The 22,638-nt window shown below is 56.9% G+C and carries 16 protein-coding genes; 2 read left to right on the top strand and 14 right to left on the bottom strand.

Going from position 1 to position 22,638, the window contains the following annotated elements; genetic code table 11:
• Positions 1–44: 44 nt before the first annotated feature.
• The 3 genes from serS to rplU form a co-directional block, all read right to left on the bottom strand.
• The gene (gene serS / locus BQ5379_RS08880; RefSeq protein ID WP_071135104.1) at positions 45–1,325 is read right to left on the bottom strand and encodes a serine--tRNA ligase; all 1,281 of its coding nucleotides are present in this window, start codon (positions 1,323–1,325) and stop codon (positions 45–47) included.
• Positions 1,326–1,483: 158 nt separating this feature from the next.
• Positions 1,484–1,744 (bottom strand): 50S ribosomal protein L27, encoded by a 261-nt coding sequence (gene rpmA / locus BQ5379_RS08875; RefSeq protein WP_071135103.1) that lies wholly within the window; start codon positions 1,742–1,744, stop codon positions 1,484–1,486.
• 50 nt (positions 1,745–1,794) lie between these two features.
• The gene (gene rplU / locus BQ5379_RS08870) at positions 1,795–2,106 is read right to left on the bottom strand and encodes a 50S ribosomal protein L21 (protein WP_027291148.1); all 312 of its coding nucleotides are present in this window, start codon (positions 2,104–2,106) and stop codon (positions 1,795–1,797) included.
• A 338-nt stretch (positions 2,107–2,444) separates the two neighbouring features.
• On the opposite strand from rplU, the gene BQ5379_RS08865 reads away from it, so the two are divergent.
• Entirely contained in the window at positions 2,445–4,460 is a 2,016-nt protein-coding gene (locus BQ5379_RS08865) for a DNA polymerase III subunit gamma/tau (protein WP_071135102.1), read from the top strand.
• 408 nt (positions 4,461–4,868) lie between these two features.
• Here BQ5379_RS08865 and BQ5379_RS08860 read toward each other — a convergent pair whose 3' ends face one another.
• From BQ5379_RS08860 to BQ5379_RS08815, 10 genes are all read right to left on the bottom strand, one after another.
• The gene (locus BQ5379_RS08860) at positions 4,869–5,615 is read right to left on the bottom strand and encodes a hypothetical protein (RefSeq protein ID WP_071135101.1); all 747 of its coding nucleotides are present in this window, start codon (positions 5,613–5,615) and stop codon (positions 4,869–4,871) included.
• A gap of 554 nt (positions 5,616–6,169) precedes the next feature.
• Positions 6,170–7,705, bottom strand: a complete 1,536-nt coding sequence (gltX, locus tag BQ5379_RS08855) for a glutamate--tRNA ligase (protein WP_071135100.1) — start codon at positions 7,703–7,705, stop codon at positions 6,170–6,172.
• A gap of 133 nt (positions 7,706–7,838) precedes the next feature.
• Positions 7,839–9,518 (bottom strand): O-antigen ligase family protein, encoded by a 1,680-nt coding sequence (locus BQ5379_RS08850; protein WP_071135099.1) that lies wholly within the window; start codon positions 9,516–9,518, stop codon positions 7,839–7,841.
• A gap of 3 nt (positions 9,519–9,521) precedes the next feature.
• Positions 9,522–10,007, bottom strand: a complete 486-nt coding sequence (locus tag BQ5379_RS08845; RefSeq protein WP_071135098.1) for a hypothetical protein — start codon at positions 10,005–10,007, stop codon at positions 9,522–9,524.
• The gene (locus BQ5379_RS08840) at positions 10,008–10,748 is read right to left on the bottom strand and encodes a hypothetical protein (RefSeq protein WP_071135097.1); all 741 of its coding nucleotides are present in this window, start codon (positions 10,746–10,748) and stop codon (positions 10,008–10,010) included. It lies immediately after the preceding gene.
• 337 nt (positions 10,749–11,085) lie between these two features.
• Positions 11,086–13,956, bottom strand: a complete 2,871-nt coding sequence (gene infB, locus BQ5379_RS08835; RefSeq protein ID WP_071135096.1) for a translation initiation factor IF-2 — start codon at positions 13,954–13,956, stop codon at positions 11,086–11,088.
• 182 nt (positions 13,957–14,138) lie between these two features.
• Positions 14,139–15,377, bottom strand: a complete 1,239-nt coding sequence (nusA, locus tag BQ5379_RS08830; RefSeq protein WP_071135095.1) for a transcription termination factor NusA — start codon at positions 15,375–15,377, stop codon at positions 14,139–14,141.
• Positions 15,378–15,449: 72 nt separating this feature from the next.
• A complete protein-coding gene (locus tag BQ5379_RS08825; RefSeq protein ID WP_083377680.1) occupies positions 15,450–16,037 on the bottom strand; it encodes an LSm family protein in 588 nt (195 codons plus the stop codon).
• A 425-nt stretch (positions 16,038–16,462) separates the two neighbouring features.
• Entirely contained in the window at positions 16,463–17,266 is an 804-nt protein-coding gene (gene lpxA / locus BQ5379_RS08820; protein WP_071135094.1) for an acyl-ACP--UDP-N-acetylglucosamine O-acyltransferase, read from the bottom strand.
• Between the two features lie 31 nt (positions 17,267–17,297).
• The gene (locus tag BQ5379_RS08815) at positions 17,298–18,692 is read right to left on the bottom strand and encodes a bifunctional UDP-3-O-[3-hydroxymyristoyl] N-acetylglucosamine deacetylase/3-hydroxyacyl-ACP dehydratase (protein ID WP_071135093.1); all 1,395 of its coding nucleotides are present in this window, start codon (positions 18,690–18,692) and stop codon (positions 17,298–17,300) included.
• 463 nt (positions 18,693–19,155) lie between these two features.
• Here BQ5379_RS08815 and BQ5379_RS08810 point away from each other — a divergent pair, with 463 nt between their 5' ends.
• Positions 19,156–20,136, top strand: coding sequence for an energy transducer TonB family protein (locus tag BQ5379_RS08810; RefSeq protein ID WP_083377679.1), 981 nt, complete (start codon positions 19,156–19,158; stop codon positions 20,134–20,136).
• Between the two features lie 486 nt (positions 20,137–20,622).
• Here BQ5379_RS08810 and BQ5379_RS08805 read toward each other — a convergent pair whose 3' ends face one another.
• A complete protein-coding gene (locus BQ5379_RS08805; RefSeq protein ID WP_071135092.1) occupies positions 20,623–22,443 on the bottom strand; it encodes a TrkH family potassium uptake protein in 1,821 nt (606 codons plus the stop codon).
• Between the last annotated feature and the right edge of the window lie 195 nt (positions 22,444–22,638).

Below are 22,638 nucleotides of genomic sequence, written 5' to 3'. Positions count from 1 at the left end.
GCCCTACTTCCACTCCGGCCAAGACTTCCGGCACGCTTTGTGTTCTACTTAATCATGTCGAAACCGGTATAGGGCCGCAGCGCTTCCGGAATCACGATCCCTTCGGGGGTCTGATTGTTTTCCAACAGGGCGGCTACGATACGCGGCAACGCCAGCGAACTACCGTTCAGCGTATGCGCCAGTTCGGTTTTCTTGGTTTCGGCATTGCGGAAACGGAGTTTGAGGCGATTGGCCTGGAACGATTCGAAGTTCGATACCGACGATACTTCGAGCCATTTGTCTTGGGCTTCGCTATAGACTTCGAAGTCGTAGGTCAGGGCGCTGGTGAAACTCATATCGCCGCCGCAGAGGCGCAGAATACGGTACGGAAGTCCCAGTTTTTGCACGATTCCTTCGACGTGAGCCACCATTTCGTCGAGTTTTTCATAGGAGTTCGACGGATGGGCCACCTGGACGATTTCGACTTTGTCGAACTGATGCAGACGGTTCAGCCCGCGCACATCCTTACCGTAAGAGCCGGCTTCGCGACGGAAACAGGGGGTGTAGGCGGTCATTTTGATCGGCAGTTCTTTTTCGTCGACAATCTCGTCGCGGAAGATGTTGGTCACGGGGACTTCGGCTGTCGGAATCATGTAGAAGTTATCGACCGTAGCGTGGTACATCTGTCCCTCCTTGTCGGGGAGCTGACCGGTACCGAAGCCCGAAGCTTCGTTCACCATGATCGGGGGCTCGACTTCTAGGAAACCGGCGGCAGTGTTGATGTCCAGGAAGAAGTTGATCAGGGCACGCTGCAGACGGGCGCCTTTACCCTTGTAAACGGGGAAGCCGGCTCCGGTCAGTTTGTTGCCCAGTTCAAAGTCGATGATGTCGTACTTCTTGGCCAGTTCCCAGTGGGGCAGGATGCCTTCACCTTTGAGCTGACGCGCTTCGGGACCGCCCATCTTCACCACAAGGTTGTCTTCGGCGGTTTTCCCTTCGGGCACGATTTCGGCCGGACGGTTCGGCAGACTCACAATCAGGCTTTCCATTTCGCTGATCACATCCGCCTGTTCGGTTTCGAGGGCTTTGGACTGCTCTTTCAGTCCGGCCACCTTCTCTTTCAGTGCATTGGCTTCGTCGGCTTTGCCGCTTTTGAAGAGGCCGCCGATCTCCTTGGCGATTTTGTTTTGCTCGGAGAGGTTGCCGTCCAACTGCTGTTGGATGGCTTTACGCCGGTCGTCGAGGGCGATGATTTTGTCGATGATCGGAGCGGCGTCCACTCCTTTTTTGGCCAACCGGGCGACGGTTACGTCGCGTTCGTCCCGGATTTGTTTGAGTGTGAGCATCGTATGTGGTTATTTATCTGATTCTCGGTTTGCGTTTCCACGGCACGCGGCCGTGAATTTTCAAAGTTACGATTTTTTGCACAAAAAAGAGGCCTGTTTTCTCACTGCGGAGAAAACAGGCCTTTCGGATGTGTTGTGTCAAGCGTGTGCGCGTGCCGTTACTCCGCAGTCGGGATTACCGACACGAACGACTTGCCTTCGGCTTTTTTCTTGAAGCATACGGTTCCGTCAACGAGTGCAAACAGGGTGTGGTCTTTGCCCATACCTACGTTAGCACCGGGGTTGTGCACGGTACCGCGCTGACGCACGATGATGTTGCCGGCTTTAGCAACCTGACCGCCGAAGAGTTTGACACCCAGACGTTTGCTTTCAGATTCACGGCCGTTCTTCGAACTACCTACACCTTTCTTATGTGCCATTGTCTTTTACTTTTTAAAGCGTTAGAAACTTAGGGTCCCTCCCTCGAAAGTTAGGCGATGATGTCCTTGATTTCGATTTGGGTGAGGCACTGACGGTGCCCGTTCTGTTTTTGGTAGCCTTTGCGGCGTTTTTTCTTGAAGACGATGACTTTATCGTCTTTGAGGTGTTTCAGCACAGTGGCTTCCACTTTGGCGTCTTTTACCGTAGGTGCGCCAACTGCAACCTTTCCGTCATTGTCAATTAGCAGGACTTTGTCGAAGCTTACGCCGGCGCCTTCAGCGTCAGCGAGACGGTGAACATACAGCTTGCGACCTTTTTCAACTTTAAATTGTTGACCTGCAATTTCTACGATAGCGTACATATTGAATCGCTGTGTTGTGTTAGTGTGTTTCGGACTGCAAAGGTAAATATTTTTCGCTTTTCTGCAAAACAATCAGCAATTTAATCACCTCTCCGCGAAGAGATGCCCCGCTGAAACATGCAGACCGCGCACACCCCGAACACCGATGCCGCCGGGTTGCTCCTTTGAAAAAACTTCACCGCTCCACAGTCCCGCATTTCTATCTACACAGTTTGCCCACCCTTCGTTCCCGTCTCATTCCCGCCCCGCCGTTTCCCGCAAGGCCGGACACCCGCACCGCAAGGTTTCCGCCGGGAGGGTGTTGGCAATGCGAGGCGGTTTTCGTACCTTTGTAGAGTATGGAATCATTCGTCGTATCGGCCCGCAAGTACCGCCCCGCCACCTTCCGGAGCGTCGTCGGGCAGAGCCACATCACCGAGACCCTCAAAAACGCCATCGCCCGCGGGCAGCTGGCGCACGCCTACCTGTTCACCGGTCCGCGCGGCGTCGGCAAGACCACCTGTGCCCGTATCTTCGCCAAGGCCATCAACTGCATGAACCCCACGCCCGACCACGAAGCGTGCGGCGAGTGCGAATCGTGCCGCGCCTTCAACGAAGGCCGCTCGTTCTCCATACACGAGCTGGACGCCGCCTCGAACAACTCGGTCGAAGACATCCGCGCCCTGACCGAAAAGGTCCGCATTCCCCCGCAGGTGGGTCGCTACAGCGTCTACATCATCGACGAAGTCCACATGCTCTCGGCCAGCGCCTTCAACGCCTTTCTCAAGACGCTCGAAGAGCCGCCCCACTATGCGATCTTCATTCTGGCCACAACCGAGAAACACAAGATCCTGCCGACCATCCTCTCGCGGTGCCAGTGTTACGACTTCAACCGCATCCGCGTCGAAGACATGGTCCAGTACCTGCAATACATCGCCGGTAACGAAGGGATCAGCTACGACGATGAAGCGCTGCACATCATCGCCCAGCGTGCCGACGGCGGGATGCGCGACGCCCTGTCGATGTTCGACCGCGTGGTATCGTTCTGCGGCACACAGCTCACCGGCGACAAGGTGGCCGAGAGCCTCAACGTACTCGACTACAACACCTACTTCGCCGCCACCGACCTCATCCTGGCCGGGAACTACGCCGAGCTGCTGACCCTCTTCGACGGCGTACTTCGCCGCGGATTCGAAGGCCAGCTCTTTGTTGCGGGGCTGAACAGCCACATGCGCGACCTGCTGGTATGCAAGAATCCGCAGACCGCACCGCTGCTCGAAGTCACCGGCAACGTCGCCGAACGCTACCGCACACAGGCCCAATCGTGCGACGTCAGCTTCCTGTTCAATGCCATCAACCTGCTGACCCAGACCGATACGGGCTACCGTCAGGCCACCAACCGCCGTCTGCACGCCGAACTGGCCCTCATCAAGCTCTGCGGGTTGGGCGAGCTAAAAAAAAAAGGTGATACAGTAGCTGCCTCCGAAGCCGAGGCACTGGCATTGGTCGCCGGAGTCGGCAAATACCCGATGCCCGCCATCACGCCGGCCGCCGGAGGCACACAACAGACAGCCGGTCAAACGTCGATCGCTGCCACCGGCGCCGGAGCACCCATACCGCAACAGCCCCCCGTCACTGGAGCCAACCCGGCAACAACACCCACTACGGGCAGTCTTTCCTCCGGAGCCGTTCCCCAACAGGCCCCCGCTCAACAGCCATCGCAACCTGCAACGGCCACACCCACCTTAGCCGCACCATCGGTTTCTCCTGCAGCGGCAAGTCCGGCACCGGCCTCCGGCATAGCCAATGGCCCCGCCGCAGTGCGACCTAACAACACTCCAGCCGGTACACCATCCCATCCGGCCGGTTCGCCCGCGCCGCAACCGGTCGCAACCCGTTCCCCCATCGGACGCTCCATCACGGGCGTGTCGATCACCCAGCTGCAAGCCACACCCCATCCGACCGCGACGGCTCAGACACCCGCCACCCCAGCGCCGCAACCGGTCGCAACCCGCGCCATGACGCCGCAAGAGGCCGAAGCAGCCATCACGGCCCGATATGACGACCTGGTTCGCCTGTGGAACGAGCGGCAACGCCCACGACTGGCCACGGCGCTGACCTCCCGCACGATACAGGGCAACCAGGTAACGGTAACCGTTCCGAACGAAGTGCTGGCCGATGAGATCAACCAGGCCAAATGGGAGATCGAGCACGACCTGCGCACGCTGACCGGCACCGAAGCCAGCATCACGGTCGTTGTGACCGAGACCCATCAGGAGTACAAACCGGTCTCGACCGAAGACAAGCTCCAGTATCTGGTCAACCTCAACCCCAACATTCTGAAACTCCGCGACGAGTTGGACCTGACGATCTAAAACCGTCGCGGCCCCATAAACCCCATAAACGAGATGCGGCGCGGTGTTACCCTTTCGGGTGACACCGCGCCGCATTTTTCTTCCGAGACCACACATCTCACCTGAAGCATTCCTCCCCCGCGCTACACACTCACCTGCCCGCGCTTATCTAAACCTTATTCCTCAGTTTCACGCCATCCACCGCCCTCACCGTTGGAGCCGGATTCACTCTCCGCGGGCCTCAACCTGCCCACTGGGTGCGAAGCAGGGCGTAGCAGAGAATGGGTGTTTGATTATGGATGGGGTGTAAAGAAACGGCTCTAAATGAAATGTTCGGCAGCGTGTGAGCCGGGTGTCTGAGATGGAAACTGCCAATTGCGGCGGAAAGTGCAATTCGATCGCCGCCCCCCTCCTCAACCCGGAACGTCGTTATTCGGCCAACGCGCTATAATAAACCGCCTCGTCGAAAGATTGCTGCATCATATCGCCTACCATCCGACGCAACAGATCCGAGAGATCGGCCCATGCCCCTTCGGGCACATGATACCTCAACGTGCACAGCCGGTCATCCACCACACGGCGAAAAACGGCCTCTTCCCCGTCCGCAATCATCTCCGCACTGCTCTGACGCACGGTTTCGTCCAGCCCCTGGTCGGGTTCGATCGAACGAACGGCCCGATCGATACACGCCGCAAAGAGCCCAGCCATCGAGTCGCTGATCGGGTACGAGCAACTTTCGACTTGCAGACTTTCACTCCACTCCTTCTGCCGGGCGATCCGCGCCTTCTCGGCCTCGGCTTTTTGCTGTTCCCACTTTTCGACCGTCATGTTCGTCACCGGAGTGGGACGAACCTCCCGGTTCATCCGTTCGTTTACCTCTTTCCAGTTTGCAACCCGTTGGGCTTCGAGACGTGCTCCGATCCCGTCCTGCACCAGCCGCACACCGAGCGCACCGTCGAACGACGGCAGAAAGAGATACTCGGCCTCAGCGACCTTATTATCGTCGAACAGCAACCCGCCGCCATGGTTCGCCACATCCACCGTTCGATCTTCCTGAAACGTTTCGACCGGCACCGAGTTACGCTCCCAGCGGACGCTTTCAACCGGAACCAGATTTTGCCCCCAGGCCATCGAGGCGATTGCCCCGAGCACGACAATAGAACCCAGCGTTTTCATATTTCTGTCATCTTTAGCGTGAAACGTTACAGTCCCGCACAAAATCCGACCCGAAAGAATCACCCGTAAACGGATATTCTTTCCGAAATATACGATTTTTTCAGACAATCACACCCGATTTTACCTAATTTTATTCCATCACCACACATTACACTCCGAAAGACTGCTGTTCATCCACACAATTTGATCTGATTCGAATACCTTTCGTGCTGCAGAGCCACATCTTTCATGACGCCGAGGAATCATAAACCAAGACAAACGATCAGCCCCTTTCCGCACAAGGTTCGACTTGCATCCCGTACTTATCCCGTTCCGTCGCAACACCCCTGTTACACACCGCAACCACCGTCTGCCCCGGCAAACACATCAGCCCATCATTCCCCAAACGCTGCATTATTTGTTTTTGCCATCTTCACCGACGTTATCTACTTCCATGCCACGCAATCGTCCCCTAATCATCAACGACATTACGCTGCGATCCGCATCAAAAAGAGCGGCGTGTAACCGAACAAGATTCGGTTACACGCCACTTGTACAAATATCCTACGGGCCGATTAACCCAGCACCTCGTGTGCACGCTCGATACGGCGCACAAACTCAGCCCGTCCGATCACCTCGGCAATCTCGAACATGTTGGCCCCGGTGCTTGCGCCTACCACGGCCAGCCGCAACGTATTCATCACTTTGCCCATCGGCAGCCCCTCGGCCTCGATCCAGGCATGGGCCTTGGCCTCCAGTGCCGGAGCGGTAAAATCTTCGACCACCTCCAGCTGGTGACGCAGATTCATCACATGCTCGGGATTGTCGTCCTTCCAGAACTTGGCCACTGCCTTGGGGTCGTACGATTCGGGTGCCTCGAAGAAGTAGCACGAGAGGTTCCACAGGTCGGTAATGAACGTGGCTCGCTCCTTCACCAGCCCCATGATCCGTTCCACCTTCTCAACCGGCACATCGGCATGACCCTTTTCGGCCAGCACGGGGATGAAGAGCGCGGCCAGTTCGGCGTTCGACTTGCGATGCAGGTATTGTGCGTTGAACCATTTGGCCTTTTCGGGGTCGAAACGTGCACCCGACTTGCTCACCTTTTCAAGCGAGAAGAGTTCGATCAGCTCCGGCATCGAGAGGATCTCCGAGTGGTCATTCCCCGGGTTCCAACCCAGCAGTGCCAGCAGGTTCACGAAGGCTTCGGGGAAGTAACCGTCCTCGCGATAGCCGCGTGCCCCTTCGCCGCCGTCCTGCGGTTTCCACTGCAGCGGAAAGACCGGGAAACCGAGCTTGTCGCCGTCACGCTTGCTGAGTTTGCCACCACCGGTCGGTTTGAGCAGCAGCGGCAGGTGGGCAAACTGCGGCATACGATCCGTCCAGCCGAAAGCACGGTAAAGCATCACGTGCAGCGGCAGCGACGGCAGCCACTCTTCGCCGCGGATCACGTGGGTAATCTCCATCAAGTAGTCATCCACGATGTTGGCCAGGTGGTAGGTCGGCAGCTGATCGACCGATTTGTACAGCACCTTGTCGTCGAGGGTCGAACTGTTGACGGTCACGTGACCGCGAATCATGTCGTCCATCTCGATCTGCTCGTTTTCGGGCATCCGGAACCGGATGGTCCACTGGTCTCCGCGGGCAATCCGTGCTTCCACTTCCTCGGCAGGCAGTGCCAGCGAAGTGGCCAGCCGGGTACGAACGGCATAGTTGTAGGCAAAGGTTTCGCCGCGCGACTCATACTTCTTGCGGATGGCGTCGAGCTCCTCCGGTGTATCGAATGCGTAGTAGGCCCAGCCGTCGCGAACCAACTGCTCGGCATATTTGAGGTAGATTTCACGCCGTTCGCTCTGGCGATAGGGGGCATGGGGGCCGCCAACGCCGACACCTTCGTCCACCTCGATGCCGCACCATTTCAGCGATTCGATGATGTACTCCTCGGCTCCGGGGACGAAGCGGTTCGAGTCGGTATCTTCGATACGAAGCAGGAAGGCTCCGCCGTGCTGACGGGCAAAAAGGTAGTTGTATAACGCGGTGCGCACGCCGCCCATGTGGAGGGGTCCCGTGGGACTGGGTGCGAAGCGAACTCTGACAGGTCTGTTGTTCATGGTCGGTATTGTTTTCGTAACGCGAAAATACAAACTTTATTTACACTCTCCATGCAAACATTTGCAGACATCACTCTTCAGATAAAACAATCGCGCGCAGAGAGTCGGCAGACGTGCTAAGAAGCCGCAGGCATTATTCGAGCAGCCGAGCAGCCTCCTCCCGTATCCGTCGAACCGTGTACGACGGTATCTTGACCTTCTTCGCCAGTATCGCACATGCAGTGCGGCGCATTCGTGCCGTATCTTTCTGTTTTTGATACAGCATCATCAGACGGTAAAGCGGATAAAAACGGTTTGGCACCATGTTCCAGGCTCGAAGATAACGTATTTCCGCATCGTTCGGCCTGCCCGCGCGTTCATCGTTCGCCCCGACCATGACCTGCAACTCAGAGGTATTCATATAAAGAAATGCCCGGCTGAACAAGACATTTCCTCGCTCTACTTCTCCCGACGCAGAGAGAACGACCGCATAATTGCAAAGAAACGGGAGATGGTGCGCCAGTCGGGCACTCGCCTTTTCGTATATCAGCCACCGCTCATCCACCGACCGTTCTCCGCTCCGAGCCTGCTGCCATAGCGAATAGCCTTCGGCTTGTTTGTATATAAGAGTACTGAAATCGACATAAAACCAGAACAATAAAGGGACGAAGCCCCAACCGACCCATCGGGGAAGAACGCAGATCGCCCGATCGTCCTGCGCGGCCAACATCCCGACCAATAACGTAACAACCAATAACGTTTCGTACCGACGTAACGGATAGGAAAAACAGGCCGCTATCAGCAAAGCGACAAGCGATCCCCGACACAGAACGGCAATCGGTTTTCCCGTGCCGGGGATCCGAAACAATGCGATAATCAACCCGATGACAACCGCCAGCCCCACCAAACCGGATTCGGCGGCGATGTGCAGGTATTCGTTGAAACCGACCTTCGTATTATCCGCATAAATCGCCAGCGGACTGTTCGGGTGACGGACGAAAAAAGCGGCCTGGTAATCGGGATACCGGGCCGCAAATGTATCGTATCCATGTCCGAGCAACGGTTTGTCCATTATCATTTCGACCGTAACCCGATAGATCAGCATCCGACCGTTGACCGACCCGGTCCGATAACTTAACAGAACGACACTTCCGACAATAACAGCCGTAACTATTGCCGCGCCCGCGACAAACCGTCTGAAACGCGTATCGAGGCATCGTTGTACGAAAATCCGAAACGGGACATAATGCCAAAGCAAACAGGCCATACCGCCCAGACAGGCTAACAATGCCGTTCTCGAACGGGTAAGCGCCAACGCGACAAACATCACAACGGCAACGACACCCGCCACCCCCTTTTGCCATTTTCGGCGTTCGACGAACGCCAGACCTAAAGCTACAGGCACAATCAATGCCAAATCGACCCCCATAACACCAGAATTTCCCATAACTCCTTTCAGAGGCGGCGGGGGAAGCAGGACAATCCGCCCAAGGCTCATCAGGGCGTGGATGGTTCCGGCCACGACAATCGCGTAGAGCGTCGCCCGCGTCCATCGGAGCCTGGTCGCCGACCAACCGATCAGAACGAAAGCGACGGACAGGTAAGCCCCGTTATCCCAAAAACGCGGATTGGAAACGATGGCAGCCAACAGAAGAAGAGCGCCGACGTCATAGATCCGTATCGGCCATTCCCGGCGGCGAACCAGCGCCGTACAGACCAGAATTAAGCTAAGCACACAAAAAGCCAGCTCCTTCGCATATCCGAGGGAGTAGGTTTCGTCCCACCCGGACAGGAAAGGAGCCGACAGGAGAACAACGAACAACAGAAACGCCATAGGCTATACGCGACGATCCGCAACATCGGATTCATCCTGCGGATTGCGACCCTTACGCATCCAGAACCACCAATATACCACCCCGCTGAAAACGATCAACAACGACCAGTCTGTCAATGCCGCCAGCCACACTCTACGCAATGCGTCCGAGTCGTTCGCACTCCACGCGCCCCATGCGAAACTTGCGACCGAAACCAGGAACAGCGCGGCTGCCATGAGCCAATATCTCCTTTTCGAAGGCCGGGCCAAAGCGGTTTCCCTTTTTTCGACAGTCAGTCGCTCTATTTTCTTTTTTCCGCGGCGATAAATCCATTTCTCAATCAGCACAAGAACCATCATAGCGACGGATATGCTGATCGCTCTCTTGAGGAGATAAAACTCCTCCGACGGGTCGTAATCCTTAATCGCATCTGCGATAAACATTGCCAGCATAAAGCTGCATAACAAAGCATTCGCAATGTCATATTTTATTATACGTGCCATTCCCATTTACAATATTTTATCAATCAATTGTCCCACTCCGTCGGCAGCCGAGGCCGTCAGACCTCCCGCCAGGGCGCCTGCTCCTCCCCCCGCAATAGCCCCGACAACAGCGCCGCCTGCATCAGCCTCCACCAAATCTTTCCACGACAGATCGTCTTCGTCGCTTTCCGGAGTTACCGCCTTCGTCATAGGCTGGTATGCCAGATTATCCAGTCCCGCTAACAATTCCCATTCGTCAGCATGGTTGTACCAATACTCCATAGAGTATCGCGCGACGGCAATCCCGCACAGCAGCGGTTCCGCCTCCTGGGTGGGCAAGGCTGCAGCGACACGGGCCTCGACCAGGCTGACGGCCTTTTGCGTGCTCTCATAATCCAGCAGCGGATCCCTGATCGCCCCGATCAACTCATCGTAGAGTTCCTTTTGTTCGTCCGTCAGACCCGCTCCGTCATATTCTTCGCCACAATACACTTCCGGCCTCACTTGGTCTGTTGGTATTCCGTGATTCTCCAGATAAGCAGTCACCGCCTCCATAACCACAGCCATGGCCTGCTCTCGCGTCAGTCCGCTGCCACCTTTCGTCTGGCTGGCAGAAAGGCGATCGAGCACAAAATCCAGTCCCTCGTTGTGCAACTGCCCGATCCGTTCATACTTTTCATCCCCGGGTCTCTGCGACATTTCTTCCTTACTACAGGAAAGTCCCAGCATTGACGTTGCAACTATGGTCGCAACGAGAATGAAAAACAAAACATGTTTTTATAACTATTAATTTTAATGGTTGACGTATCAAATATACAAAAAAAAAAAAAAAATAAACACACAAAACATCCATCATAAATATCACTACAGTAAATCTAAATTACACACCACTTTAACAAGAATAACACACTAATTTTGTAGGCCATACAACATTAAAGATACTTTTAGCCGCCCCCCGCCACAGGGTTTAGCTCCTGAACCTGCTGTTCGCCGCTACATGCCTGCTGCCGCGATCCCCGGGAAGCCTCAGTACATCCCGTTTGTAGCAGTAGCGGCCGTTTCCTTGATGGGAAACGGCCGCTACTACGGGCGCTACAGCCTCGGGTTACGACAATTTGCGGGCCACTTCGACCTGTTCGTAACCTTCGATGATGTCGCCGACTTTGATATCGTTGTAGTTTTCGATGTTCAGACCGCACTCCATATTCGGGCCGACCTCCTTGACGTCGTCCTTGAAACGTTTGAGCGAGCCGAGTTTCCCGGTATAGACCACGATACCGTCGCGGATGACACGTACCGAGGCGCTGCGGGTGATTTTCCCTTCGCGCACGAGACAGCCGGCAACCGTACCGACACGGCTGATACGGAAGATCTCCATAACTTCGACCGAGCAGGTGATCTCCTCTTTGGTCTCGGGCGCCAGCATCCCCTCGATGGCATCCTTGATTTCGTTGATGGCATCGTAGATGATGGAGTAGAGACGGATTTCGATCTCCTCTTTTTCAGCCAGTCTGCGGGCCGATGCCGAGGGGCGTACCTGGAAGCCGACGATCACGGCGTTGGAGGCTGCGGCCAGCAGAATATCGCTTTCGGAGATCGGGCCGACGGCCTTGTGGATCACGTTGACCTGTACCTCTTCGGTCGAGAGTTTCACGAGCGAGTCGGTCAGCGCTTCGATCGAGCCGTCCACGTCACCCTTGATAATCAGGTTGAGTTCCTTGAAGTTGCCGACGGCGATACGACGACCGATTTCGTCGAGGGTAATGTGTTTCTGGGTCCGGAGGCCTTGCATCCGCTGGAGCTGTTCGCGTTTGTTGGCGATTTCGCGGGCGGATTTGTCGTCTTCCATCACGTTGAAGTTGTCACCGGCCTGGGGAGCACCGTTCAGACCGAGCACCAGTACGGGGGTAGCCGGACCGGCTTTCTGCACCTTCTGGCCGCGTTCGTTGAACATGGCCTTGACACGACCGGAGTAGGTACCGGAGAGCATCACGTCACCCACACGCAGGGTTCCGGCGTTGACCAGCACCGTGGCCACATAGCCGCGCCCCTTGTCGAGCGAGGATTCGATGACGGTACCCGATGCCCGTTTGTTGGGGTTGGCCTTCAGATCGAGCAATTCGGCTTCGAGCAGTACCTTTTCGAGCAGTTTGTCGACGTTAATCCCCTTCTTGGCCGCAATATCCTGCGACTGGTACTTGCCGCCCCAGTCTTCGACCAGGTAATTCATGTTGGCCAGCTCTTCCTTGATCTTTTCGGGGTTGGCGCCGGGTTTATCGATCTTGTTGATGGCGAAAACGATCGGCACACCGGCAGCCTGAGCGTGGTTGATGGCTTCGACGGTCTGCGGCATGACGTTGTCGTCGGCAGCGATGATAATGATCGCCACGTCGGTCACTTTCGCACCACGGGCACGCATGGCGGTAAAGGCCTCGTGACCGGGCGTGTCGAGGAAGGTGATGCGACGGCCGTCTTCCATCTTCACGCTGTATGCACCGATGTGCTGGGTGATACCGCCGGCCTCGCCTTCGATGACGTTGGTCTTGCGGATGTAGTCGAGCAGCGAGGTTTTACCGTGGTCGACGTGACCCATGACGGTAACGATCGGCGGACGGGGCAACAGGTCTTCGGGTTTGTCGGCCTCCTCTTCGATGGCCTCCTGGATGTCGACCGTCACGAATTCGACCTTGAAGCCGAACTCTTCGGCCACGATCACGAGCGCTTCGGCGTCGAGACGCTGGTTGATCGAAACCATCAGACCGAGGTTCATGCAGGCCGTGATCACTTCGGTCACGGGTACGTCCATCATGGTGGCCAGCTCGCTGACGGTCACGAATTCGGTGACTTTAAGGATGCTCTTTTCGCGTTCCTGCTGTTCCATCTCTTCGGCCATACGTCCGTGGATGGCTTCGCGTTTGTCGCGACGGTATTTGGCGCTCTTGCTGCCTTTACCTTTCGAGGTCAGGCGGGCAAGGGTCTCCTTAATCTGTTTTTGTACATCTTCGTCGCTGACTTCCTGTTTTACGACGGGTTTCGGGCCACGGTTGTTGCCGCGGTTGTTACGGCCGCCACCGGCGTTGTTGTTACCGCCGAAACGGCCTCCGGCATTGTTGCCGCCGCGATTGTTCGCGCCATTTCCGCCGCCGTTGTTGTTACCGCCTCCGGCGGGACGCGAAGTACCGGGGGTATTGGCTACGTCGACTTTACCTTTCTTGATGCGGTTACGTTTGCCGCGTTCGCCGCCACGACCGCGGTCGTAGGAGGCGGGCAACTCGATCTTGCCGAGGATTTTCGGCCCGGTCAGTTTGTTGGCATCGTCATTGGCTCGGAACACTTCGACCTCTTTCCGTTCGGGAGCCGGAGCCGCAGGCTGTTCGGCCGGTTTTTGCGCGGCGACGCTCTGCGAAGCGGCCGGTGCGGCAGGTGCCGCGGGAGCCTCAGGGGCAGCAACCGAGGGTTGTACGGGTTGGGCAGCAGCCGGTGTCTTCACGGGTTCGGTTGCGGCAACGGCGGGTTTCTCCGCAGCGGCGGGCGCCGCAGGAGCTACGGGACGACTTTCCGAAACGGGAGCCTTGGGTGCGGGTGCCGGTTTTTTCTTGTTCAGATCGAGCTTCCCGATGATTTTCGGTCCGCTGAGGGTTTCGACGGGGGTGGAGAAAACGGAGTTGGTTTTCACGTTCACGACCTCTTCGTCCTTTTCAGCCTCTTTGGCGCTGGCCGAAGCAACTTCGTTATCGCGCAGCGAGACGCTCTCCTTGACGGGTTTGATCTTCTCCCGAATGTTGACTTTCTCCACACCTTTTCCACCGAACTCGTTGCGGATGAGTTCGACGGCATGCGGGTCGAGTATGGTACTGGGACCGTGCTCCACTTTGATGCCCTTCTTCTCCAGGAACTCTACGATGGTTCCCTGACCGACGTTGTACTCACGTGCGACGCCGCTCAATCTGACTTTTGTCTGTTTCTCTGCTGCCATGTATCTGTCTTTCCTCTGTTTTAGGTTTTACCGGATTATCGGCCCGGTTGCCTTATGGGAATTTCCGGCCGCACGGGGTGCGGAGACGGAGAGTGGTTACGAGAAGCCTTCATGCTTCCGGGACGGGACCGGTTCACGCCGGTCTGTGCGGGGTGAGGCCTCTGCGGTTAGTGTCCGCCCGACTATTCGAATTCGGCGCGGAGGATCCGGAGTACTTCCTGGATGGTTTCCATCTCCAGGTCGGTCCGTTTGGCCAGATCGTCGGGACTCTGGGCCAGGACACGTTTGGCGGTGTCGAGACCGATCTTCTTGAACTGCTCGATGATCCAGGGTTCGATTTCGTCGGTGAATTCGGTCAGGTCTACGTCTTCTTCGTCCTCTTCGCCGGTTTCGCGATAGACGTCGATGTCGTAGCCGGTCAGCATGCTGGCCAGACGGATGTTCAGACCGCCCTTACCGATAGCCAGCGAAATTTCGCTGGGTTTGAGGTGTACTTCTGCGGTTTTGGTCTCTTCGTTGACGTCGATCGAAAGCACCTTGGCGGGGTTCAGCGCGCGCTGAATCATCAGGCTGGGGTTCGAGGTGTAGTTCACCACGTCGATATTTTCGTTGCGCAGCTCCTTGACGATGCCGTAGATACGCGACCCTTTGACGCCGACGCAGGCGCCCACGGGGTCGATGCGTTCGTCGTAGGATTCGACGGCCACTTTGGCGCGTTCGCCGGGGATGCGGACGATCTTCTTGATGGTGATCAGTCCGTCAAAGATTTCGGGTACTTCGAGTTCGAAGAGCCGCTGCAGGAATTCGGGAGCGGTACGCGAAAGGATGATCTTGGGCGAGTTGTTGATCATCTCGACTTTCGAGACGATGGCCCGAACAGTATCGCCCTTGCGGAAGAAGTCGCTGGGGATCTGTTCCGATTTGGGGAGCAGCAGTTCGTTGTCTTCGTCGTCGAGCACGAGGATTTCGCGTTTCCACACCTGATAGACTTCGCCGGTGATGATTTCGCCGACGCGTTCGGTGTATTTCTGGAAGAGGTTGGCCTTTTCGAGGTCCATGATGCGCGAGGCGAGGTTCTGGCGGATGGCCAGCACGCTGCGGCGGCCGAAGTCCGAGAATTTGACTTCGGTGGCGACCTCTTCGCCCACTTCGTAGGTGGGGTCGATCTTACGGGCGTCGCTCAGGCTGATCTGGGTGTTTTCGTCGAGCACGTCGTCGTCCTCCATCACCAGCCGGTTGCGCCAGATCTCGAAGTCGCCGCTCTCGGTGTTGATGATGATGTCGAAGTTCTCGTCCGATCCGTAGGTCTTGACCAGCATGTTGCGGAACACGTCTTCCAGCACGCTCACCATCGTGGCGCGGTCGATGTTTTTCAGTTCCTTGAACTCGGCGAATGTGTTGATCAGGTTAATTGTTTCCATCGCTCTTTTTCTGCATCTCCCCGGCCCTGCCGGACACGGGGTGTTGGTATATGATTTTGTTTTTTAATTGCGTTATTTGAATTCGAAGTATTCAGTCACAGCCTTGGTCTCTTCCAGGGCGATCTGCTCGTGCTTTTCGACCAGCTCCTTGCGTTTTTTCCCGGGCAGCAGCTCTTTGACCTCATACATCACTTCGATGGCAGAGGGACAATCGGCATCACCGCCTCCGTAGCCGATTCCGCAGAGGACGGCGCCGTTCAGCTTACGGCCATCCTTAAAGAGGACATCGACGCGCGGGAGACTCTCCCGTTCGAGGGCGCGCCGCATCAGTTTCTGATACTGCCGTCCCAACCGCAGGGGCTGTCCGAGTCCGGCCGACATCACGGTCAGCGAAAAGTCGGCTTCCTGTTCGACGCCATCGACGGTGGTTTTGGGCAGCCGTTCCACGAGGCGTTCGCCGATTTCGCGGCTGATTTGGGCACAGTCTTCGATGCCGACACCGGTCTGTTCGCCGTCGCAGTCGAGGCTCACTTCGATTTCGTCGCCAGCCGCTCCTTTGCAGAGGACATCGACCACGAAGAAGCCTTTTTCGGCCCATGCAGAGTTTTCACCTTCGACGACGGTGGCGACAGTGTCGCGTATGATTGCTTTGGTATCCATAAACGATCGGGCTTTAAAACAGGAAACGGAGGTTAATCACCCCCGTTTCAAGAATCCCCCGTTACGGATTTTCACCCGTAACGCTGCAAATATACATATTCTTATGCAGTTATGCAAATTGTCTCTCAAATCTTTATTCCCGCCACGCACGAAATGCCGCTCCGCGTGGCGGAGGGAATCGCGGCACAAGCCATCTGTACCGAAGAAACGACAAACAAATGGATTTATTATCCTCTTTCACACAACAAGGGGCATTCCTTCGTGGAATACCCCTTGTTTCATATCCGGTTTGACTTTCTTTCTGGCGGAACGTCCCCTGCAGACTCCTGTCCTGACGCACTCCAAACCCCACAACTATACCATCGAGTCTCGCCATGCACACATTCTCTCTCGCAGCGGCCCCGACGGGCTGACCCGGCAACGAATTACTCTTCGTCCTGATCCTTGGTGCGGGTCTGATAGGGTTTGATGGCGCCGCGTTTCGAGCCGGCAAAGAAGGTCAGCATTTCGCGTTTCGCTTCCGAGTCGGGCATCTGTTCTTCCAGAATCTTACATGCCTTGCCGTAAGAGTAGCCGTTCTGGAACATGATGCGGCAGATGTCCATGATTTCGTTGATCTGCTCGCTGGTAAAGCCGCGACGGCGCAGACCGATCGAGTTGACACCCACGTAGGAAGCCGGATTGTGAGCAACTTTGATATAGGGAGGAATATCCTTTCCGACCATCGTACCGCCGCTGGTCATGGCGTGTTTGCCGATGCGGCAGAACTGGTGGATGGCGGTATGTCCGCCAAGGATGGCCCAGTCGTCCATTTCGACCTCTCCGGCAAGCGAGACGTTGTTGGCCAGGATGCAGTGATTACCGACCACGCAGTCGTGTCCGACATGGGCGTAGGCCATAATCAGCGTATCGCTGCCGACGATGGTGGTTCCTTTCGCTGCGGTACCGCGGTTGACGGTGGCGCATTCGCGGATCATGGTACGGTCGCCGATGACGGCGGTGGTCTCTTCGCCGCGGAACTTCAGGTCCTGCGGAATGCCGGCCACTACCGCGCCGCTGAAGATTTTACACTCCTTACCGAGAATCGCTCCGTCGTTGACAATGGCGTTCGGTCCGATCCAGCATCCGTCGCCGATGGTCACCTTGCCGGCGATGTAAGCAAAAGGCTCTACGGTGACGTTTTCGCCCAGTTTAGCGTCCGGATGGACATAGGCCAAGGGATGTATCATAACTTTTCTGAAAGCTAAAAGTTCTTACTCCTTATTTGTTTTTGGTGATGAGGGCCATCAGTTTGGCTTCGGCAGCGAGCGTATCGCCGATATAGGCCCGGGCATCCATCTTGACGATACCGCGACGGATGGGTTCCGAGAGGCGCAACTCGAACTGGAGGGTATCTCCGGGGACAACCTTGTGGCGGTATTTCACGCCGTCGATGGTCATGAAGTAGGTCGAGTAGTTTTCGGGATCGGGCACGGTGCTGAGGGCCAGAATACCGCCGCACTGAGCCATGGCTTCGATCTGGAGCACGCCGGGCATCACCGGTTCATCGGGGAAGTGGCCCACGAAGAAGGGTTCGTTCATGGTCACGTTCTTGATCCCTACCACTTCGTCTTCGGTGATGTGGATAATCTTGTCGACCAGCAGGAACGGCGGACGGTGCGGCAGGGTTGCCTTGATGCGGTTGATGTCGTACACAGGTTCGACGTTCGGATCGTATTTGAAGGTCGGTTTATCGGCGTCGCGTTTGATGTTTTTACGCAACAGTTTCGCGAATTCGGTATTGGCCTTGTGCCCGGGACGCGTAGCAAAGATGCGTCCCTTGATGCGGGTGCCGACCAGCGCGAGGTCGCCCAGCAGGTCGAGCAGCTTGTGGCGGGCGATTTCGTTGTCGAAATGCAGCTCGAGGTTGTTCAGGTAGCCCTGACGGTCGGCAGCCACCCCTTCGCGGCCGAAGAGTTTGCCGATTTCGGCAGCCTTGGCGGCATCGACCGGCTGTTCGACGATCACGATGGCGTTGTCCAGGTCGCCGCCCTTGATCATGTTGTTCTGAATCAGGGGTTCGATCTCGTGGAGGAAGACGAACGTGCGGCTGGGAGCCACCTCGTTTGCAAAGTCCTCTTCGCTTTGGGGCGTGAAGACGGCGTATTGTTTCCCGACGACTTTGGAGTTGAAATCGACGTTGACCACCACCGAGAACGAATCGTCCGGATAGGCGATGATTTCGCGACCGTTGTCGAGCGTAAGAGTCGTTTTTTCAGTAATTTCGTAATATTTACGTTTGGCTTTCTGCTCAACGACACCGGCCTGGCTGATGAGTTTGACCCAGGGCATGGCCGAACCATCGACGATGGGCACTTCGCCGCCGTCAACTTCGACCAGGGCGTTGTCCACGCCACAACCCCATAGGGCGGCCATCAGGTGTTCGACGGTCGAGACGGTGGCGTCGCCTTTCTTGAGCAGGGTACTGCGCGAAGTCTGCGCCACATTGTCGGCCGTAGCGTCGATCAGGGGTCGTCCTTCGAGGTCGGTCCGACAGAATTTAATCCCGTGACCTTCGGGAGCCGGCTGTATCGTGAGGTTCACAGTCGCGCCAGTGTGCAGTCCCGTTCCGGTGAGGGTGACGGGTGCGCTGAGCGTATGCTGTTTGTCTGTCATATTTTATTTGATTTTGGGGCAAAGTTATTAAAAAAATAACATTCTGCTAATCTGTTATCTTCCCGATTCGGGGATTCGGCCGAATGCGGCACGGAATTTTCGCGTATCCACTGTGAAAAGCACCGAATCGGCCCACGTAAATTCCAGCCATTTCGGCCGCTGAGCCCAGGCCCGGGACACTGCCCCACCCGGCCGAATCATTGACTTCCGAAGTTCGACACACAAGACTGATTTGCAACGCTTTTCAACCGAATCGGACCAAATCGGCCCAACCGGGAAGCACCCCGCTCTTCTCCCGAATATTCCATCTCACCATGAGGCAGTTCCATAAAAACGGAACACCCCCAGCCACAGCCCGTCTCCACACACCCTTCGACTGTCATGCGCCATACTACCCCTTCCGTGAGCCGGAAATCATCCCAAGCCGGATATATCGACCGAATTTTATTAACTTTGCGGGCGCATGAGTCAACCCGAAGATAATCCACGCAAACCCGCCTCGTCGGGCAACCGCCTGTTCCACATGGGCGGTCGGCGTCACGTGCAACCGCAACAAACGTCGGCCCCCACGCCTCGACCGGCTCATGCCCAGCGTCCCCAGGCTCCGGGACAGCCTCCCGTTCCGCCGCCCCCGCGTCGTCCGGCACCCGATCCGAACCGGATCCCCCTGCCGTTCGAACAGGCGCGCCGCCGCAGCGATGCCGGCGAATGGGTCTACCGCCACCGCGTCGGTCTGCTGGTGACCGTGGTACTCTATCTGATTGCAGCCATTCTGTTCGTATCCTACAAGATCGTCGTATTCGAAAACCCCACGACGACCATGTATGTCGATCTGGTCGATCCCGACGAGCCGGAACAGCCCGAACCCGAAGAGCAGGAGAAAAAACCGGTCGAAGAGATCGATCCCGGACAATACGAACAGGTAATGAACCGCGCCTCGGACCAGAACGCCAAGATGGACGTCACCCTCAAGGACGACCGAGGCACCCAGGCCGACAAACTGCTGGCCGAAGCCGAGCGCGTACAACAGGAACTTGCGGCCGGCCAACAGGCCTTCCGTTCGGGGATGGACGAAATCGCCGCCATGTCCAAACGAAGCAAACCGCAGAAGGCCGCCTCGACCAACAAGTCCGACAAAAGCACCTCCGAGAACCAGACAGTCAAGGTTCAGGGTAACGTCACCGTTTCCTACGACCTGGCCGGCCGTACCGCCACCTACCTGCACGTACCGGCCTATCAGTGCCGCGAGGGCGGAACGGTGGTCGTGGGCATCACAGTCAACCGCAACGGCGAAGTAATCGGAGCCGAAGTGGAAAAAGCCTCACCCGGCGAGTGTATCGCCGAGCGGGCCCTTCAGGCAGCCCGTGCCTCCTCGTTCAACGCCGACGGCAGCGCTCCGGAGCGCCAGCGCGGAACCATCACCTACGTATTCGTAGCTCAGTAGAGCACTTTTCCCCTCCGAACGCAACGGTTTACCCGAGCACGGTGGCTGGATTGCACCAGCCTGCCGCCCCCCTTGGGCCGCTCGTCCGCCTTTCATGCTGCCCCCGGCGACCCGCAACCTTCAACCGTCAGCATCCCTCCAACCATCGCCCACTCGCTACAGGCCCGATCAATCTGCCAGCTCCTCAGCAGACATATCCCCCCACGTAACGCCCGCCGACACGAGGCAGCATTGTTCGGCAGATCGTACGGAGATTCGTCCACACAGAAACCGTGCAAGGGTCGCCAAGAAATGGCAACCCATCATAAGATTAAGGAATAGACAACGTTCCGCTTCGGAACAGATCTTCTGCCAGCAAACTCCGCCGTGCACAGAGACCGACACACCGTTCCTCGCCGGCACCGCTATTCTTCGCCACCCCTCTCAACAGTAAATAATCCACACCACGGCCCGTCCCATCCACGCCAGTTTCGACCGACCGGGGAATCAGTTTATCAGAATATCGTCGTGCGGATAACTGTACGGTTGCGACGGCTGGGGACGCACCACCGCCATCAGCACCCCGATGATCCCCACACGCCCGGCAAACATCATGACAATCAGCACCAGTTTGGCTCCCGTTCCCAATTCGGGAGTTATCCCGAGGCTGAGTCCTGCCGTTCCGAGCGCCGCCACCGCCTCGAAGGCCAGTTTCGACACCTCGATATCGGGTTCGCACAGAGCCAGCAGCATCACCCCCACCACCAGAACGATCAGCGAACCGCCCACCATGGCAAAAGCACGGCGAACGGAGTTCGACGGAATTTCACGTTTGTGCACATTGATAGTCGACGTTCCCCGGATGTTGGCCATCACGTTCCGGAACATCAGGTAGAAAGTCGTCACCTTGATCCCGCCCGCCGTAGACTGAGGTGCACCGCCGATCCACATCAGCACCATGGTCAGTATGAGGCTCACGGGCAGCATCCGGCTCATATCGACCCCGTAGAAGCCCGCCGTACGCGGCGTCACCGCCGCCAGAAAGCCCTGCGAGAGTTTTTCGGCCAGTGAGAATTCAGCCAGCGAATGGTTCCACTCGGCCACCAGCATAAAGATCCAACTGCTCAGCAACAGAATCACCGTCATCCGGAGCACAATATAGCTGTTCAGACTGAGCTGATGGGGGTAACGCACAGGCGGCCGGCGCCGCAGAAAGCGCAGGAGATTTTTCAACTTCCGGCCGACCACCGAAAGGATATTCGAGAAGATCGGGAAGCCGATTCCCCCGAAGATGACCAGCCACGAAATAATCATCGGCACCTCCCACATGTGACGCACCGCCACATCGTGCAGGCTGTCGGGCAGGGTCGAGAATCCGGCATTGCAGAACGCCGAGACGCTGTGAAAGACCGAGAAAAAGAGCGTCCGCCCTCCCGTCTCGAAACCGGGCTGCCCCTCGACGACCCCATACAGCAACAGCGCCCCGAGCGCCTCGACCGAAAGCGTCACGGCAATAATCTTGACCAGCGTGCGCCCCAGACCGCCCATCGTATCGCTGCTGAAGAGGTCGCCCAGCTGGAGCTGGCTTTTGAGCGAGGTCTGCCCCATGAAAAAGAGGCTGAAAAAACTGGTGATGGTCATGATACCGAGACCGCCAATCTGAATCAGAATCAAGATAACGGTTTGACCGGTGGTCGTAAAGACATCGGCCACACTGACCGACGTCAGCCCCGTGACACACACGGCACTGGCGGCCGTAAACAGCGAATCTACATACGAGATACCGCGATACGTACAGTTGGGAAGCATCAGCAGGCCGGAACCGACCAGAATAATCAGCAGGAAGCTGCCCGCCAGGATTGACGAAGGGTTGACCCTGCGCGTCAGCAGGCCCGACACAGCGCGAGCCAGTTCGAGAAACGAGACGATCAACAGCGTTGCAATCACGGCCCAGGGAGCACTGACCGTGTTCAGAAAGGCGTCGTGAGCCAACCAGTGATACCGCAGCGCGAGGTTAAAGATGGCGATGAGCGTCAGAACGACATAAGCGCCGAACAGAATCGAGCGATTGCGCTTGTTGAGCCGTGTATTGTTGTCGGACGAGGTGTCACCCAGCAGGATCCGGAAGGTCATGGCCAGCCACATCAGAATCAGCAGGCTTTGGTAACCGGCCTCCAGATAGCGCAGCGTCACGGGCGTCTGCGGAAAACCGAACATATAGACCACCCCACAGGGAGCGACGATACTAATCAGCAGGATCAGGATTTCGACCCCCCGGAGCACCCACAGTCGCAGACGCGACAACAGATTATCGACAGGCTGTTTCATACCCTACGACACATTACAGGACCGGCAACAGACCGGAAAGTCAAAGATACGAATATCGGCGACAAAACCCATCTCCCCCCAAAGACCTCCCGCAGAGCGACACATCTCCCGCAAAACTGCATCACGAGACCATTCAGTTACCCATAGCGCCCCCCTCAGCCCGCAAAGCCCCCGGCCGCCGGTTGAAAACCGGTC

The organism is Millionella massiliensis (assembly GCF_900104655.1).
GTDB classification, from domain to species: domain Bacteria; phylum Bacteroidota; class Bacteroidia; order Bacteroidales; family Rikenellaceae; genus Rikenella; species Rikenella massiliensis.
Note: the sequence above shows the minus strand (reverse complement) of the source record. Positions and strands in the feature narration are given on the sequence as shown.

Coding starts and splice junctions, on each gene's coding strand:
- serS (WP_071135104.1), bottom strand. CDS start 1,325: ATGCTCACACTCAAACAAATCCGGGACGAACGCGACGTAACCGTCGCC.
- lpxA (WP_071135094.1), bottom strand. CDS start 17,266: ATGATACATCCCTTGGCCTATGTCCATCCGGACGCTAAACTGGGCGAA.
- nusA (WP_071135095.1), bottom strand. CDS start 15,377: ATGGAAACAATTAACCTGATCAACACATTCGCCGAGTTCAAGGAACTG.
- BQ5379_RS08845 (WP_071135098.1), bottom strand. CDS start 10,007: ATGGGAATGGCACGTATAATAAAATATGACATTGCGAATGCTTTGTTA.
- BQ5379_RS08865 (WP_071135102.1), top strand. CDS start 2,445: ATGGAATCATTCGTCGTATCGGCCCGCAAGTACCGCCCCGCCACCTTC.
- BQ5379_RS08850 (WP_071135099.1), bottom strand. CDS start 9,518: ATGGCGTTTCTGTTGTTCGTTGTTCTCCTGTCGGCTCCTTTCCTGTCC.
- BQ5379_RS08810 (WP_083377679.1), top strand. CDS start 19,156: ATGAGTCAACCCGAAGATAATCCACGCAAACCCGCCTCGTCGGGCAAC.
- BQ5379_RS08825 (WP_083377680.1), bottom strand. CDS start 16,037: ATGGATACCAAAGCAATCATACGCGACACTGTCGCCACCGTCGTCGAA.
- rplU (WP_027291148.1), bottom strand. CDS start 2,106: ATGTACGCTATCGTAGAAATTGCAGGTCAACAATTTAAAGTTGAAAAA.
- gltX (WP_071135100.1), bottom strand. CDS start 7,705: ATGAACAACAGACCTGTCAGAGTTCGCTTCGCACCCAGTCCCACGGGA.
- rpmA (WP_071135103.1), bottom strand. CDS start 1,744: ATGGCACATAAGAAAGGTGTAGGTAGTTCGAAGAACGGCCGTGAATCT.
- BQ5379_RS08815 (WP_071135093.1), bottom strand. CDS start 18,692: ATGACAGACAAACAGCATACGCTCAGCGCACCCGTCACCCTCACCGGA.
- BQ5379_RS08860 (WP_071135101.1), bottom strand. CDS start 5,615: ATGAAAACGCTGGGTTCTATTGTCGTGCTCGGGGCAATCGCCTCGATG.
- BQ5379_RS08805 (WP_071135092.1), bottom strand. CDS start 22,443: ATGAAACAGCCTGTCGATAATCTGTTGTCGCGTCTGCGACTGTGGGTG.
- infB (WP_071135096.1), bottom strand. CDS start 13,956: ATGGCAGCAGAGAAACAGACAAAAGTCAGATTGAGCGGCGTCGCACGT.